Annotated in this window: 9 protein-coding genes; 8 read left to right on the forward strand and 1 reads right to left on the reverse strand. The window is 38.5% G+C overall.

The features are described 5' to 3' along the window. Nucleotides 1–666: 666 nt before the first annotated feature. On the forward strand, nucleotides 667–2034 hold the full coding sequence (locus QNH17_RS13770) for a dipeptidase (RefSeq protein WP_283879203.1): 1368 nt from the start codon (nucleotides 667–669) through the stop codon (nucleotides 2032–2034). Nucleotides 2035–2090: 56 nt separating this feature from the next. Here QNH17_RS13770 and QNH17_RS13775 read toward each other — a convergent pair whose 3' ends face one another. Then, on the reverse strand, nucleotides 2091–5123 hold the full coding sequence (locus tag QNH17_RS13775; RefSeq protein WP_283879204.1) for an efflux RND transporter permease subunit: 3033 nt from the start codon (nucleotides 5121–5123) through the stop codon (nucleotides 2091–2093). A 264-nt stretch (nucleotides 5124–5387) separates the two neighbouring features. On the opposite strand from QNH17_RS13775, the gene QNH17_RS13780 reads away from it, so the two are divergent. The 7 genes from QNH17_RS13780 to QNH17_RS13810 all read left to right on the forward strand — a co-directional run bounded on the left by QNH17_RS13780 (nucleotide 5388) and on the right by QNH17_RS13810 (nucleotide 13256). After that, on the forward strand, nucleotides 5388–5897 hold the full coding sequence (locus tag QNH17_RS13780; RefSeq protein ID WP_283879205.1) for a hypothetical protein: 510 nt from the start codon (nucleotides 5388–5390) through the stop codon (nucleotides 5895–5897). Nucleotides 5898–6102: 205 nt separating this feature from the next. Further along, nucleotides 6103–6855 (forward strand): NADPH-dependent oxidoreductase, encoded by a 753-nt coding sequence (locus QNH17_RS13785; RefSeq protein WP_283879206.1) that lies wholly within the window; start codon nucleotides 6103–6105, stop codon nucleotides 6853–6855. A gap of 173 nt (nucleotides 6856–7028) precedes the next feature. Beyond that, nucleotides 7029–8903, forward strand: coding sequence for a XylR N-terminal domain-containing protein (locus QNH17_RS13790; RefSeq protein ID WP_283879207.1), 1875 nt, complete (start codon nucleotides 7029–7031; stop codon nucleotides 8901–8903). A 233-nt stretch (nucleotides 8904–9136) separates the two neighbouring features. Then, nucleotides 9137–10648 carry a 4-hydroxyphenylacetate 3-hydroxylase family protein gene (locus QNH17_RS13795; protein ID WP_283879208.1) on the forward strand — a complete coding sequence of 504 codons (1512 nt, stop codon included), beginning with the start codon at nucleotides 9137–9139 and terminating at the stop codon, nucleotides 10646–10648. A 21-nt stretch (nucleotides 10649–10669) separates the two neighbouring features. Beyond that, a complete protein-coding gene (locus tag QNH17_RS13800; RefSeq protein ID WP_283879209.1) occupies nucleotides 10670–11152 on the forward strand; it encodes a flavin reductase family protein in 483 nt (160 codons plus the stop codon). 40 nt (nucleotides 11153–11192) lie between these two features. Then, nucleotides 11193–12182, forward strand: a complete 990-nt coding sequence (locus QNH17_RS13805; RefSeq protein ID WP_283879210.1) for a catechol 2,3-dioxygenase — start codon at nucleotides 11193–11195, stop codon at nucleotides 12180–12182. A gap of 141 nt (nucleotides 12183–12323) precedes the next feature. Then, nucleotides 12324–13256 carry an FAD synthetase family protein gene (locus QNH17_RS13810; RefSeq protein ID WP_283879211.1) on the forward strand — a complete coding sequence of 311 codons (933 nt, stop codon included), beginning with the start codon at nucleotides 12324–12326 and terminating at the stop codon, nucleotides 13254–13256. Nucleotides 13257–13266 lie beyond the last annotated feature (10 nt).

Here is a 13266-nt window from a genome sequence, read left to right on the forward strand (position 1 = left end):
TTGATAAAAATGGATTCATACGTTGATGAAAGTTTAAAAAGAATCCCCTGGATTTATCCATGGGGCGAAGTCAAGGGATGGCTCGACCTTTATTAGCTACGACGATACTCAGTCCATGTCTCAAAAGGCATCCTTTATCAAATCCAAAGAACTGGCAGGAGCAATGATCTAGGAGATAAGCCAAGATCCTGGTGAGGTATTACTAGATCGACTTGCAATGGATTTAAAATAAGTAGGGGGAGATCCATAGGAACGTTCTGCAGGCTTTTTTGATATAGGAAAAACATCAGAAAGTAGCGGATGATTCAAAGGAATCAATTAGGATTTTTAAGGTTGGCATCTTCTCGCTGATGATGAACCAGAAGCATTTTGTCTTTATCTCTGCCACTCACAAACAAGCGAATTCTATTTTAAAACATTTCATAAACGAGTATTAGCTGGATTTCCAACTTCTATAGAAAATAATGGAGTTCGTTTCGGGATATGAGGAAGGAATTCACGAGTATTCCTGCTATAGCTGGGTAATTTAAGAGGTGAATGAAGAATTCAAGTCGGATCCTGTTATTTTATTCGACCTGACAGTATTGGTGAAGTTGAATTACTTGATGCCAATCATGTCTTTATATATATAATAAGAAGGGGAAATAAACTAGAAAAGGTGATAATATGAGTCAATTATCTGAGTTATTATCTAAGCAACATAATCAAAATGTTGAGGAATTAAAAGAATTGCTCCGAATTCCAAGCGTCAGTTCATTATCCGAGCATAAAGAGGACATCCAAAAAGCAGCTTCATGGATTGCCAATAAATTAGAAAGCATTGGAATGGAACATGTGGAAATCATCCAAACAAAAGGTCATCCGATTGTCTATGCGGATTGGCTACACCAAGAAAACGCCCCAACCGTCTTAGTGTATGGCCATTATGACGTCCAGCCCGTTGACCCTCTTCATTTATGGGAAACGCCTCCGTTTGAACCAACGATCCGTGATGAAAAGATCTTTGCCAGAGGGGCAACCGACGACAAAGGGCAGACATTCTTACATATCAAAGCAGTAGAAACACTATTGAAAACAGAAGGTAAATTACCGGTTAACGTTAAGTTTTGCATAGAAGGAGAAGAAGAAATCGGAAGTCCTCATCTTCCGCCTTACTTGTCCGAAAATAAAGAGAAATTATCCTGTGAAGTAGTTGTTATTTCTGACTCAGATATGTGGGACAGAGGCGTACCTGCCATCACCTATTCGTTAAGAGGTCTTTGTGCACTGGAATTTTCTCTAAAAACCGCTAATTCGGATTTACACTCGGGCATGTTCGGCGGGGGAGTTCAGAACGCAAACCATTTATTAGTACAACTTCTTTCAACCCTTCATGATGCAAATGGAAAAGTAAATGTGGATCATTTTTATGATGATGTTGTACTGCTTACAGATTTTGAAAAGGAACAAATTAAAGCATTAGGTTTTGATGAAGAAAAGCTAAAAAAATCATTAGGGTTAACAGATTTAACCGGAGGGGAAAACAATTTCCCATACCCTGAGAAAATCAGTTCACGACCAACCTTAGAGATTAACGGATTATGGGGCGGATTTCAGGGAGAAGGAACAAAAACGGTCATCCCGAATGAGGCACATGCCAAAATTACTTGCCGTCTCGTCCACAATCAAAACCCTGAAAAGATTCAGCAATTGATCAAAAAGCATCTAGAAGAACATGCGCCAAAAGGCTGCACCGTAACAGTGTCTCTTCAAGATACCGGGAATCCATTCTTAACGCCGATCGACAGCCCGATGATTCAAAAGGCGGCCGAAGCATATGAAACCGTTTATGGAAAAGCACCGGTTTACAAAAGAGAAGGTGGTTCGATTCCGATTGTATCGGACTTTAACCAGTCTCTAAATGCACCTGTTGTCTTAATGGGATTTGGTTTGCCAGATGAAAATCTTCATGCTCCGAATGAACATTTTAACTTGGAAAACTTTGATAAAGGGATCTTAACGATTTGTTCGTTTTTAGAGCTTCTTAAGAAGTAAATAAGAAAGGGCGATGACAGATAGATGTGTCTTCGCCCTTTTTTGCAATTACCTATTTATTGGCTTAACGTATCTGATACGTGGTTACCATGCAGCCTTTGTTTTTTGGCTTTGCGGAAATGAAATAATTCATAGAAGGTTGGAATCACAATCAGTGTTAAAAGAGTGGACACGATAAGACCAAAAATGACGACCACCGCAAGTCCCTTTGAAACAAGATTTAAACTCATAGCGGATTCATGTGCAACCAGAAGCGGAAGCATCGCAAATACAGTAGCAAGTGCTGTCATAAGAATTGGTCTTAGACGTACCTTTCCCGCTTCCATAATCGCCTCGCGAATACTCATACTCTCCTCATTATGACGGATTCGATCGACCAGCACAATCGCATTTGTAACAACAATTCCAACTAGCATCAACATTCCAATCCCAGAAGAGATATTAATGCTAGATTGAGTGATCACCAACCCTAATAGTGAACCTATAGCTGCTAGCGGCAGAGTAATCAAAATAGCAATGCTTGCACGGAACGATTTTAAAGTAACCAACAAAATCATAAATACAATACCAATCGAGAACATTGCCAGTTTACCCAGTTCTACTAAATCATCGGATGACTGCATGGCAGAACCAGTGATTTCTGCACTTGTTTCTTTGCCAAATGTATTATTTTTGTCCCACCCAGCGATCTTTTTTTGAATCTCGCCAGCTACGTCCACCATTTTATCTGAATCCACAAAAGCATTTACTTGAAGATAATGATGACCGTCTTTTGAATAGATGGTACCTGGTTCCTTACTCTCTTCTATCTTAGCAATGCTTGATAGAGCAACTGGTCCATTTGGTGTCATTAGCTGCAAATCTTTTAAATCATTTACCGTTTGAATTTCTTTGAGGGCTCCTAATTTAACCGTAGTGGACCGACCATCTATTTTAATACTTCCAATCGCAGCAGGCTGAATCATGGCATGAATCGACTGAGAGATTTCCTGTGCGTTGGATAATTTTGAATCCACCGTAATTGTAACGGTTGGCTTTGTATTTTGATCGTTACTTTCGACTTTTTGTACGCCATCAATGGTACTAATTTCTTTCTTGACGAGATCAGCAGCTTTTTTTATGTCAGCTTCATTTTTGCCAATGACATCCACTGAAACCGTCGTTTTATTTACTCCCAACAAACCAGCGGTGTCTGCAGTCAGCTCCGCACCTGGGAATTGATCTTTTGTTTTTCGAATGTCTTTTACAAATTTGGCGGAATCGGTCCCTTCTTTTGGGAAAACCATAAATTGAACCACGTTTGCATCTTGTAAATTTCCATACTGCGCAGCACCTTCATTGACTCCTGCTATAGCTATACGGTTCTTTACCCCTTCTTTATCTGCAAGAATGCTCTCCATTTTCGAAATCCCGTCATTTATTTCGCTTAATGGGGTTCCGTTATGATAGCGAAGACTGATGGCTATGTAGGCGGAATCTTTCTGATCGACAGACCCTTTAGGCATGCTAACAAACAGCCCAACTGACCCGACCACCACCAGAACTACTAGTATGATAGGAAGCCATTTATGGTTAAGCGACCACTTCAACACAGTGGGGTAGAAAGAATTTGTCTTGTGTTCTTTCACCTTTACCTTTTTCATCATGCGGCCGCTGAGTACTGGTACGACTGTCAGCGAAACCAGCAATGAAGCTAGTAGTGAACAAGTGATCGTAATCGCAAACGGGGCAACCAGGTCTCTTAAACCTCCCGAAACAATCATCATTGGGAGAAATACGGCCACCGTTGTAAGGGTGGAGGACGTAATGGCAGCTCCCACTTCTTTAACAGCTTCGATAAGAAAGGTAGGAGTTAGTTCATGATCTTTCTTTCTTCGGTAAATATTTTCAACGACAACAATACTGTCATCCACGAGTCGTCCGACCGATACCGCAATTCCTCCAAGGGTGAGGATGTTTAAGGTAACGTCAAAAAATGAAAGTAAGATCATTGTAATACAAAGTGAAAGTGGAATACTGACAATCGTGATCAGGGTCATCCGGAAACTTCGAAGGAATAACCAGATAATAAGAGTCGCAAATAATGCTCCGGTCAATACTTCTCTAGTCATCGAGTTAATTGAATCAAGAACGGTATTCCCTAAATTCATAAAAATAGTAGCATGTAGTGTACCCTCATAGTCTTTGTTAATTTGTTTAACCGCATCTTCTACTTGTTTCCCGAGGGTTACCGCATTGGAGGTGGAATCCTTCTGAATCACGACATCGATAAAATTCTTCCCGTTCAAATGGGTGATGCTTGCGGTATCTTTTTGCATGGTAACATCAGCGACATCTTGCAGTTTGGTCTTATTGTTTAGCTGAATGTTTTTGAGGTCATCAACTGATTCTAATTTTCCTGTTACGATGATACTTGTAGCTTCGTTGTTTAGGGTTTGTTCACCCACTGCAACCGATGCATTTTTTCCTTGTAGAAGAGTGTAAAGCTTTTCAAGCGGGTATTGTGAGGCTGCTAGTTTGCCAGGATCGACTTTGATCAGCACTTGTTGATTGCTGCCGCCGTTGGTGATGACATTGCCGACACCTTTTAGGTCTTGGAATATCGGCATAATCTCGTTTTCTACGAGATTTAGCTCATGATTGTCAATTTCGTTGTCAAAGGTAAGACCTAGTTCGACAATCGGAATTTCAGATGTGTTTAGGTTGACGACGTAAGGTTTCATGACTCCAGTGGGGAGATTAACCATTGAAATTCTCTCTTGAATTTGCTGTTTAGCTTCTTTCACATTAATGTCAGATTCAAAGGTGACGGTCATCTGAGTGAAGTTATTTCCTGTTTGCGCTGCTACATTTTGTTTTCCTCTGACGCCATTTAATGCTTTTTCAATTGGCTGTGTTACCTGTTCATCCATGCTTACAGCATCCATACCGTTTCCAACCACTGATATGGTCACGTAAGGCTGATCAGCAGACGGCATCAGTTCCATTGGAATCGTGGTGTAACTAAAAATACCAAAAATCATAGAGGCAAAAACAGCGAAAGCTAATGCGGCCTTGTTCCGTAACGCCCATTTGGTAAACCAAGTCATAAAAAGACCCCCTAGTATTAAAGTAATAAAACCAGGTAAATTATACCATCCACTTCATACCAATAATAGGGTGTTTTTCCTGATTTTACAAAAAATTCACTCAAAAAAAATAAATACCAACCAAGATTAAAGATAAAAGAGACTTGTAAGATAGAAAGAAAGCAGCCAAGAATGAACGAGCAATATACCTAGACATTCTATATATAATGATTTAGAATAAACCTAGAATGTCTAGGTATTGTTTTTTCTTGATGGGGGATTAAAATGCATAGAAAAATAATAGTGATTATTGTACTACTTTTATTGGCAACTTCCATAGTAATAGTAAAACCATCTTTAACTCGTTCATTCCAGTATCACATTACATCAAGCACAAACCTTAAGAAAGAAAATATAAATGGTCTACAATTGTTTGATAACATAAACGATAAAAAATTCTTAAATAAATACGGTGAACAAACCACTAAAAGCCAAGATAATAACCTCTATAATTATTATGAAATTCAGGACGGCGTAGAAATTGCAACTGATGATAAAGGAGATATTTTAAGATTTGTTATTGAAACGGGAATTCCAACTGCAAAAGGAATAGAAATTGGAAGTTCTATTGATGAAGTAAAGGCTTTATACGGAAAAAATTATTATAAACGTGTAGAACAAGGTATCGATATTATTGGCTTTGTGGATAAAAAACACCACCAATCCCTCGAATTTTGGTATAACCTTCAAAATAAAATCATTATGTATCGGTTAGATGACAATTCGATGAAATAGTAAAAAATAGCACGTTGATCCGTGCTATTTTTTGTGCAAGCATTTAAACTGTATAAAAAAATAGGGATTTAAAAATAGAACTACTACGATGAGTATGTCCATCTAAAAACAACCGTTTACAGGTGGTGTCAGGCACTTTTTTAAATTCAGTTGTTTGAATTTAAAGTTCTGATTGTAGTAGTATCGTTACACGAGGAGTGATCGTATGAACGAAACCATTCAATTATTAAAAAATCATCGCTCAGTTAGGGACTTCAACTCTGAAAAAGAGGTAAGCGAAGCGCAAATCGAAGTAATTATTGCGGCGGCATTGGCAGGTCCCAATTGGATTAACGGACAACAAGTGACCGTGATTGAAGTCAGAGAGCCTGAAAGGAAAGCTGCCTTGGCGAAAGCGGCAGGCAACCAACGGTGGATTGAGGAAGCTCCCGTTTTTCTCGTGTTTTGCATGGATTTTTATCGCGCGAAGCTCGTAGCTGAAAAAAATGGTACAGAATTTAATATTATCGAGGACTTAGAGGCAGTCATCGTCGGTTCAACAGATGTAGGAATCGCGCTGGGAAGCGCAGTAATAGCGGCTGAATCGATTGGACTCGGGATTGTTCCAATTGGTGGATTACGGAGAAATCCCCAAACCTTTGTTGAGCTATTGAATCTTCCGGAATATGTTTTCCCAATCTCAGGTCTGGTCGTAGGATATCCCAAATCTGTTCCTGCTCAAAAACCAAGGTTGCCAATTAAAGCAACACTTCAGAAAGAAAAGTATGATACGAAAATTCAAAAGGATATCATTGATCAATATGATCAAACAATATCATCCTATATGTCTGAACGGACAAATGGTGAGGATTCCAGTAATTGGTCAAGTAAAATTGCTCAGTTTTATGATACCGGTTTTGACCAATACGCCAAAAATTCTAGTCCTACGGTGAAAAATCAGAAGTTCCGGTATAAATAAAGAACTCAAGGAAAGGGTCAAACCCCCAACGTGCTAACGCTTTAGCGCACTGAGGGTCTGACCTTGTTTTCCGTTTTCACGTTTTCAGTAGAAGAAGGTATTTTTCACAAGAAGTAGAATTAATCTTTAGGAATGCTGTTGCTACAAATTCATATAAGAAAGGGAGCAATGGAATGAAAGCGTTAACATTAAATGACCTATTGCATATTAGACAAGAAAATGAACTCCTATTTGCAAATAATGAAAGGTCTGTTCTCGTTTCTACAAGAGCATTTGGGGCGATGCAGCGTGATTTAATCAAAAATATTGGGATTAATCGTATGAAAACCTTTTTCTTCAAATATGGGTTTCATCTCGGAGAAGAAGATGCTCAAGAGGTTCAGAAAATAGATTCATTAAGTATGCTTGAAAAATTTGAATATGGTCCTATTATTCATGCCTTAAAAGGACATGCGAAATCTAGAATTACTGAAAGAGATCTTGAAGTGGAAAATAATCAAATTAAATCTTTTCGACTTAAGGGAATTTGGGAAAGTTCATTTGAAGCCGAACAACATATTCAAAATTTTGGGATTAAAAAAGGTACCGTTTGTTATACCTTAACTGGTTATGCAACCGGATATGTTACCGCTCTGCTTGGAGAGGAAGTATTTTTTAAAGAACTGCAGTGTGAGGGTGAAGGGGCACCTTGTTGTATTTGGGAGGGGCGCCTTGTCTCTGAATGGAAGGAAGAAGCAGAAGAATTTTTTTCATATAGTAAGGAACTGCCAATTATTAAGGAACTGGAACTGACAAACGAGAATCTTTTGGTTGAAAAAAATAACTTAGCACTCGTGTCGAGAACGTATAATGAGATGACAAATGAGCTCATAAAAGGAAATAACATCGATTCCATTCTAGAAATATTAAATAAACAAACAAACTTGCCTATTGTAATTGAGGATATCAGACAACATCTCTTAGCATATAAAGGAATTACCAGGGATGATTATGAGTTGATAAGAAAAGCATGTAACTACTCTGGCGATAAGTATCGAAATATTGCAAAAGTGAATGTCCTCTCGTTTGAAAATGGGACAAGAATTATTACACCAATTTACCTTTTAGGCAAAGTCGTAGGATATTGTTCGTTTCTATATGATAGGGGAAGGACACCTAACTATGATATTGACTCAATGATTATCGATCGATTAGCATCTATTTGTGCGCTTCTGTTTTTAAAGGAAAAAGCTGAAATCGAATCATTGGAACAAGTAAAGGGACATTTTCTAGAAGAAATAATTAGCGGAAAGTACTCCCAACAAGAAATCCTAAGGAAGGCTGATTTTATTCAATTGGATTTATCTGGTCACTATCATATGATCGTCCTTACCTACAAGTTTATGAAAAAATGTGAAGAAAAGGAATTTACTCTTCATAAAACCACCTTTGAAGCTGTTTCTACTTTTTTTAGAAATAAGGGCATCAATGTCTTAATTGGACAGCAAGCTGATAGTTTAGTTCTCCTATTAATGGAGAAACAATTAAACCAGCAAAATATTGAAAATACCCTACTTTCTCTAGTATCCCATTTAAAAAAGGAAATAAACAATTCCGTGTTTTTAGCGGGGATCAGTTCTCAAAACAGCAAAATAGTGGATGCAGGTGTGGCTATTGAAGAAGCCCGTTCAGCTGTACGATTATCCTCAAGGGATAAACCCATCACATCTTTTAGTGAACTAGGTATACTTGGTGTTTTAATTAATGACCAAAATGAGAAAGCCATACGGAAATTGGTTAGGGATACTCTTGGGGTTCTGTCTGAGAATTTAGATAGTAATAAGGTTGAATTAATTGAAACCTTATATCATTTTCTACTTAATGGTGGAAACCTAGAACAAACCGCTGAATATTTAGCATTATCTAAAAGTGGTCTTCGTTATCGACTCACGAAAATCACTGATTTTCTTGGCTGCGACCTGCGGGATCCCCAAAGACAGTTTCAATTGCTTTTGGCACTAAAAGCATTAAAAATTGTCGACCATGAAAGACTTAAAAAATCCAAATAAAGTCATCGTTTTTTATAAATAAAAGTGTCAGAAAGCGCCCGATGAAAATTGTCTAGGGGCATTTTCTGACACTTTTTTTTACTTTTAAACTGACATAAAGTAGCAGTTTTTTTTGATTTTTCTGACACTCGGTGTCGTTGTAAAGAATTTTCAGATAAATTAACATGATTTTAAGGATCGACATAATCGGTCACATATGAAGTTCAAATAATGATAGGAATGGAGTTGAAGGAATGTACACAGGTAAAGAATATTTGGAAAGCTTGAATGACGGAAGGGTCGTTTATTTAAACGGTGAAAGAATTAAAGATGTAACGACACATCCTGCTTATCGAAATTCTGCACGTTCGTATGCAAGAATGTATGATGCTCTTCATGATCCAGCCACACGGGACATTTTAACTGCTGAAAATGAATACGGTGATCGTACACACAAATTCTTCATCACTCCTAAAAGTACACAAGATCTATTAGAATCAAGAGATGCCATTGCCGAATGGTCCAAGCTTAATTATGGATTTATGGGCCGCACTCCAGATTATAAGGCTTCGTTTATTGGTCATTTAGATGCCCTTTCAGATTATTACAAAGGTTTTGAGGATAATGCGAAAGCATGGTACAAGAAAGCTGCAAAAGAGCTTCCATTTGTTAACCATACTATTATCAACCCACAAGTGGATCGATCAAAACCACTTCACGAAAATAAAGATGTATTTGTAAGAGCCGTTGCTGAAAAAGATGACGGAATAATTGTAAGCGGTGCCAAAATGGTTGGAACTGCGGCTGCATTAACTCATTATAACTTTGTTGCGAACTATGGAACATTTGATTTAGGAGATGGTGACCATAGCCACGCACTGATTTTCTTTGTGGCTATGAATGCACCGGGGGTAAAAATGATCAGCCGACAGTCGTACGAACTACAGGCTGCGACAATGGGAACACCATTTGATTACCCGCTTTCAAGTCGTTTTGATGAGAATGATGCCGTGATTGTTTTAGATAACGTATTTATTCCATGGGAAGATGTTCTTTGCTACAAAAATATCAATATATCTAATAATTTCGTCCCAGAAAGTGGCTTTGTTAACCGCTTTACATTCCACGGTTGTACTCGTCTTGCTGTTAAATTGGATTTCATGACAGGACTATTATTAAAAGCAACGGAAGCTGCTGGAACAAAGAACTTTAGAGGTGTCCAAGCTCAAATTGGTGAGGTTGTGGCGATACGTAATATGTTTTGGGGATTGTCTACTGCAATGGCAACGGATCCGGATAAAGGACCGAATGGTCTTGTTATGCCAAATGGTGCCTCCAGTGCTGCTTATCGAGCATTAGCGCCAATGAGCTGGGTGAGAGTGAAGGGTATTTTTGAACAAGTGGTAGCCGGTGGTTTAATTCAGTTGCCGTCTAGTTCAAGTGATTTTTTGAATCCTGAATTAAGACCTTTTCTTGATCAATATTACCGAGGAACAGGCATAAATGCTGTGGATAAAGTGAAGTTATTAAAAATGGTTTGGGATTCGATTGGATCTGAGTTTGGAGGAAGACATGAACTGTATGAGGTCAATTATGCCGGCAATCATGAAAATATTAGAATGGAAGCCCTATTCCATGCAGAGGCAGTCGGAGCAGCGGATCGTTACAAATCATTTGTTGACACAGCACTAAACGATTATGACCTAAACGGGTGGACAAACAAAACGTGGCTGGATGCTTTAGAAAAAGAACCAATTAAATTATAAACGGGGAGAGGAGTTGGCAGGATGGATGATCGTAAATTTAGAACGGCGATGGGGAAATTTGCAACTGGTGTGACCGTAATTACGACCGAAATCGCAGGAGAAATACACGGTATGACGGCAAATGCCTTTATGTCGGTGTCTCTTGACCCAAAACTAGTGGTGATTTCCATTGGAGAAAAAGCTCAAATGCTGGACAAAATTAAGAACAGCAAAAAATTCGCAGTAAATATTTTATCGGCGGAACAACAGGAATTATCGATGATATTCGCTGGTCAAATAAAGGAAAAAAGAGAAGTAAGTTTTGAGCAACTAGATGGCCTACCTGTGTTATCAGGGGCCATCGCCCAGGTAGCTTGCGAAGTGGTGAATGTCCATATCGAAGGAGATCACACCTTATTCATCGGCAAGGTAATGGATATCCACCTTAATGAAAAAGAACCGCTTATGTTCTTTAACGGAAAATATCGTGTTTTATCTGCTGAAGGAGTTTTAGCAAGTAAGTAATCAATTCGTTAAATGACAATAAAATTAGGAGGAAATAAAAATGACTTCTTACCAAGAACCTATTTACGATGTTGCTCAGCTGGCTCATGTGGAGATTCTTTCTCCAAAACTTGAACAATCAGTTGAATTCTTTACAAGATTTTTAGGAATGGAAGTAACTGCTCGGTCCGAAGGATCTGTTTATCTAAGGGCATATGAAGATTTTTACCATAATACTTTGAAAATTACAGAAGCAAAAGAAGCGGGAGTTGGACATGTCGCATGGCGTGCCTCCTCACCACAAGCCCTTCAGCGTCGCGTAGAAGAAATTGAAAAAACTGGATTTGGCCGCGGCTGGATAGATGGAGATATTGGTCATGGAGAGGCCTATCAGTTTACAACACCTGATGGTCATTTAATGGAAATTTTATGGGATGTAGAGTATTACAATGTTCAAGATGATCAAAGATCTAAACTATTAAATCGTCCATCAAAGCGGCCAGATCGTGGTGTACCCGTTCGTCGACTCGATCATATTAATCTAATGACTTCGAATCCTGGAGCTGATACGGACTTTATGTTAGATACTCTAGGCTTCCGGTTAAGAGAACAAATTCAAGATAACGGCCATGTACTTGGAAGCTGGATTAGTGTTTCCAATCTTGTTCATGAAATTGCCTATATGCAAGAGCCTAATGGGGTAAAAGGGAAGCTGCATCATCTGTGCTATTGGTATGGAATACCTCAAAATCTTTATGATATTGCCGATTTACTTAAAGATAATGGAGTTTTTGTTGAAGTCCCGCCTAATAAACATGGAATCAGCCAAGCATTTTGTATGTACGTAATTGAACCAGGTGGAAACAGAATCGAATTGTTTGGAGACGCAGGTTATATTATTACGGACCCAGCCTGGAAGCCTGTCGTGTGGGATATAAAGGATGTACCTGGCAACGGGGATACTTGGATTGGTACAGAATTCCCTGTATCTTGGTGGACACAAGGAACACCGATTACAAAAGATGAGTCTGCTGTAGTAGTGAAGCCTTAAAAAATAATAGTAATAGGTACTAGAGTGATGGATTCGATAGCAGGCACAGGTACATTGCTTGGATCGTAGATATTGCTGTCGAACCATCTTGAATGAGAGGGCTTTTGTAAAAAGTTATCTGTTATGGAGGAGGGAGCTTTCTTGGAAATCATTCATGTGACAAACACCAACCGTCAAAGTACTCTTTTAAAAGTAAAGCCTTGTGTGATGGCTCTAGGATTTTTTGATGGGGTTCATTTGGGTCATCAGCAGGTAATAAAAGAGGCAAAAAAACAGGCGGAGGAGAAAAAGCTCCCTTTAGCAATTATGAGTTTTTTTCCGCATCCGAAAGAAGTACTTTCCAATGGAAAAAAGATCGTTCCCTATCTTATGCCTTTAACAGATAAACAAAAAATATTTAAAAAGCTGGGTGCAGATGTTTTTTACATCGTTCAGTTTAATGCTGAATTTGCCTCCTTATCTCCAAAACAATTTGTTCAAAGTTATCTTCTCGACTTTGGAGCAATACAGGTTGTAGCCGGTTTTGACTTTACATATGGGTGCCGTGGAGAAGGAGACATGACTAGAATCAAAAGCGACTCGGATGGAAGAATCGCTGGAATAAAGGTAAATAAAATCGAGTTCGAGGGTGAAAAGATAAGTTCCACACTTATTCGAGATCTGATCTTTTTAGGAGAATTAGAGAAAATCCCACGGTATTTAGGTGATTATTATCAAATAAAAGGAAGAGTTCGTTTAACTAAGCATAATGCAGATATATTAGTCAATCCATATTATTTACTTCCTGCCTCAGGTTTTTACGAAGTAACTGTAACAAATAAATTGATAACTTTAAAGCTAACAGCTTTCGTTTTCAATGGAATGCTTAAATTATTATTTCCCCATGGTGAAAGTTTCCCTTTTAAAGAAAGTGAAATAATTAGACTTTATTGGAACAAACGCTTGACCAATGGATTTTCTAACCAAATAGATAGATGTCAGGAACGGGCCAGTTCAAATGGGATACTTGGATCGGTACCGAATTTCCTGAATCTTGATGGACAAGTGGGCCAACACTTACAAAGTGAAGTCTGATGAAGTCATA

The organism is Neobacillus sp. SuZ13 (assembly GCF_030123365.1).
Taxonomy (GTDB): domain Bacteria; phylum Bacillota; class Bacilli; order Bacillales; family Cytobacillaceae; genus Neobacillus.

Bases quoted from the DNA above. Each gene is read 5' to 3' on its own strand.
- QNH17_RS13770 (WP_283879203.1), top strand. From the start codon at position 667: ATGAGTCAATTATCTGAGTTATTATCTAAGCAACATAATCAAAATGTT.
- QNH17_RS13775 (WP_283879204.1), bottom strand. From the start codon at position 5,123: ATGACTTGGTTTACCAAATGGGCGTTACGGAACAAGGCCGCATTAGCT.
- QNH17_RS13780 (WP_283879205.1), top strand. From the start codon at position 5,388: ATGCATAGAAAAATAATAGTGATTATTGTACTACTTTTATTGGCAACT.
- QNH17_RS13785 (WP_283879206.1), top strand. From the start codon at position 6,103: ATGAACGAAACCATTCAATTATTAAAAAATCATCGCTCAGTTAGGGAC.
- QNH17_RS13790 (WP_283879207.1), top strand. From the start codon at position 7,029: ATGAAAGCGTTAACATTAAATGACCTATTGCATATTAGACAAGAAAAT.
- QNH17_RS13795 (WP_283879208.1), top strand. From the start codon at position 9,137: ATGTACACAGGTAAAGAATATTTGGAAAGCTTGAATGACGGAAGGGTC.
- QNH17_RS13800 (WP_283879209.1), top strand. From the start codon at position 10,670: ATGGATGATCGTAAATTTAGAACGGCGATGGGGAAATTTGCAACTGGT.
- QNH17_RS13805 (WP_283879210.1), top strand. From the start codon at position 11,193: ATGACTTCTTACCAAGAACCTATTTACGATGTTGCTCAGCTGGCTCAT.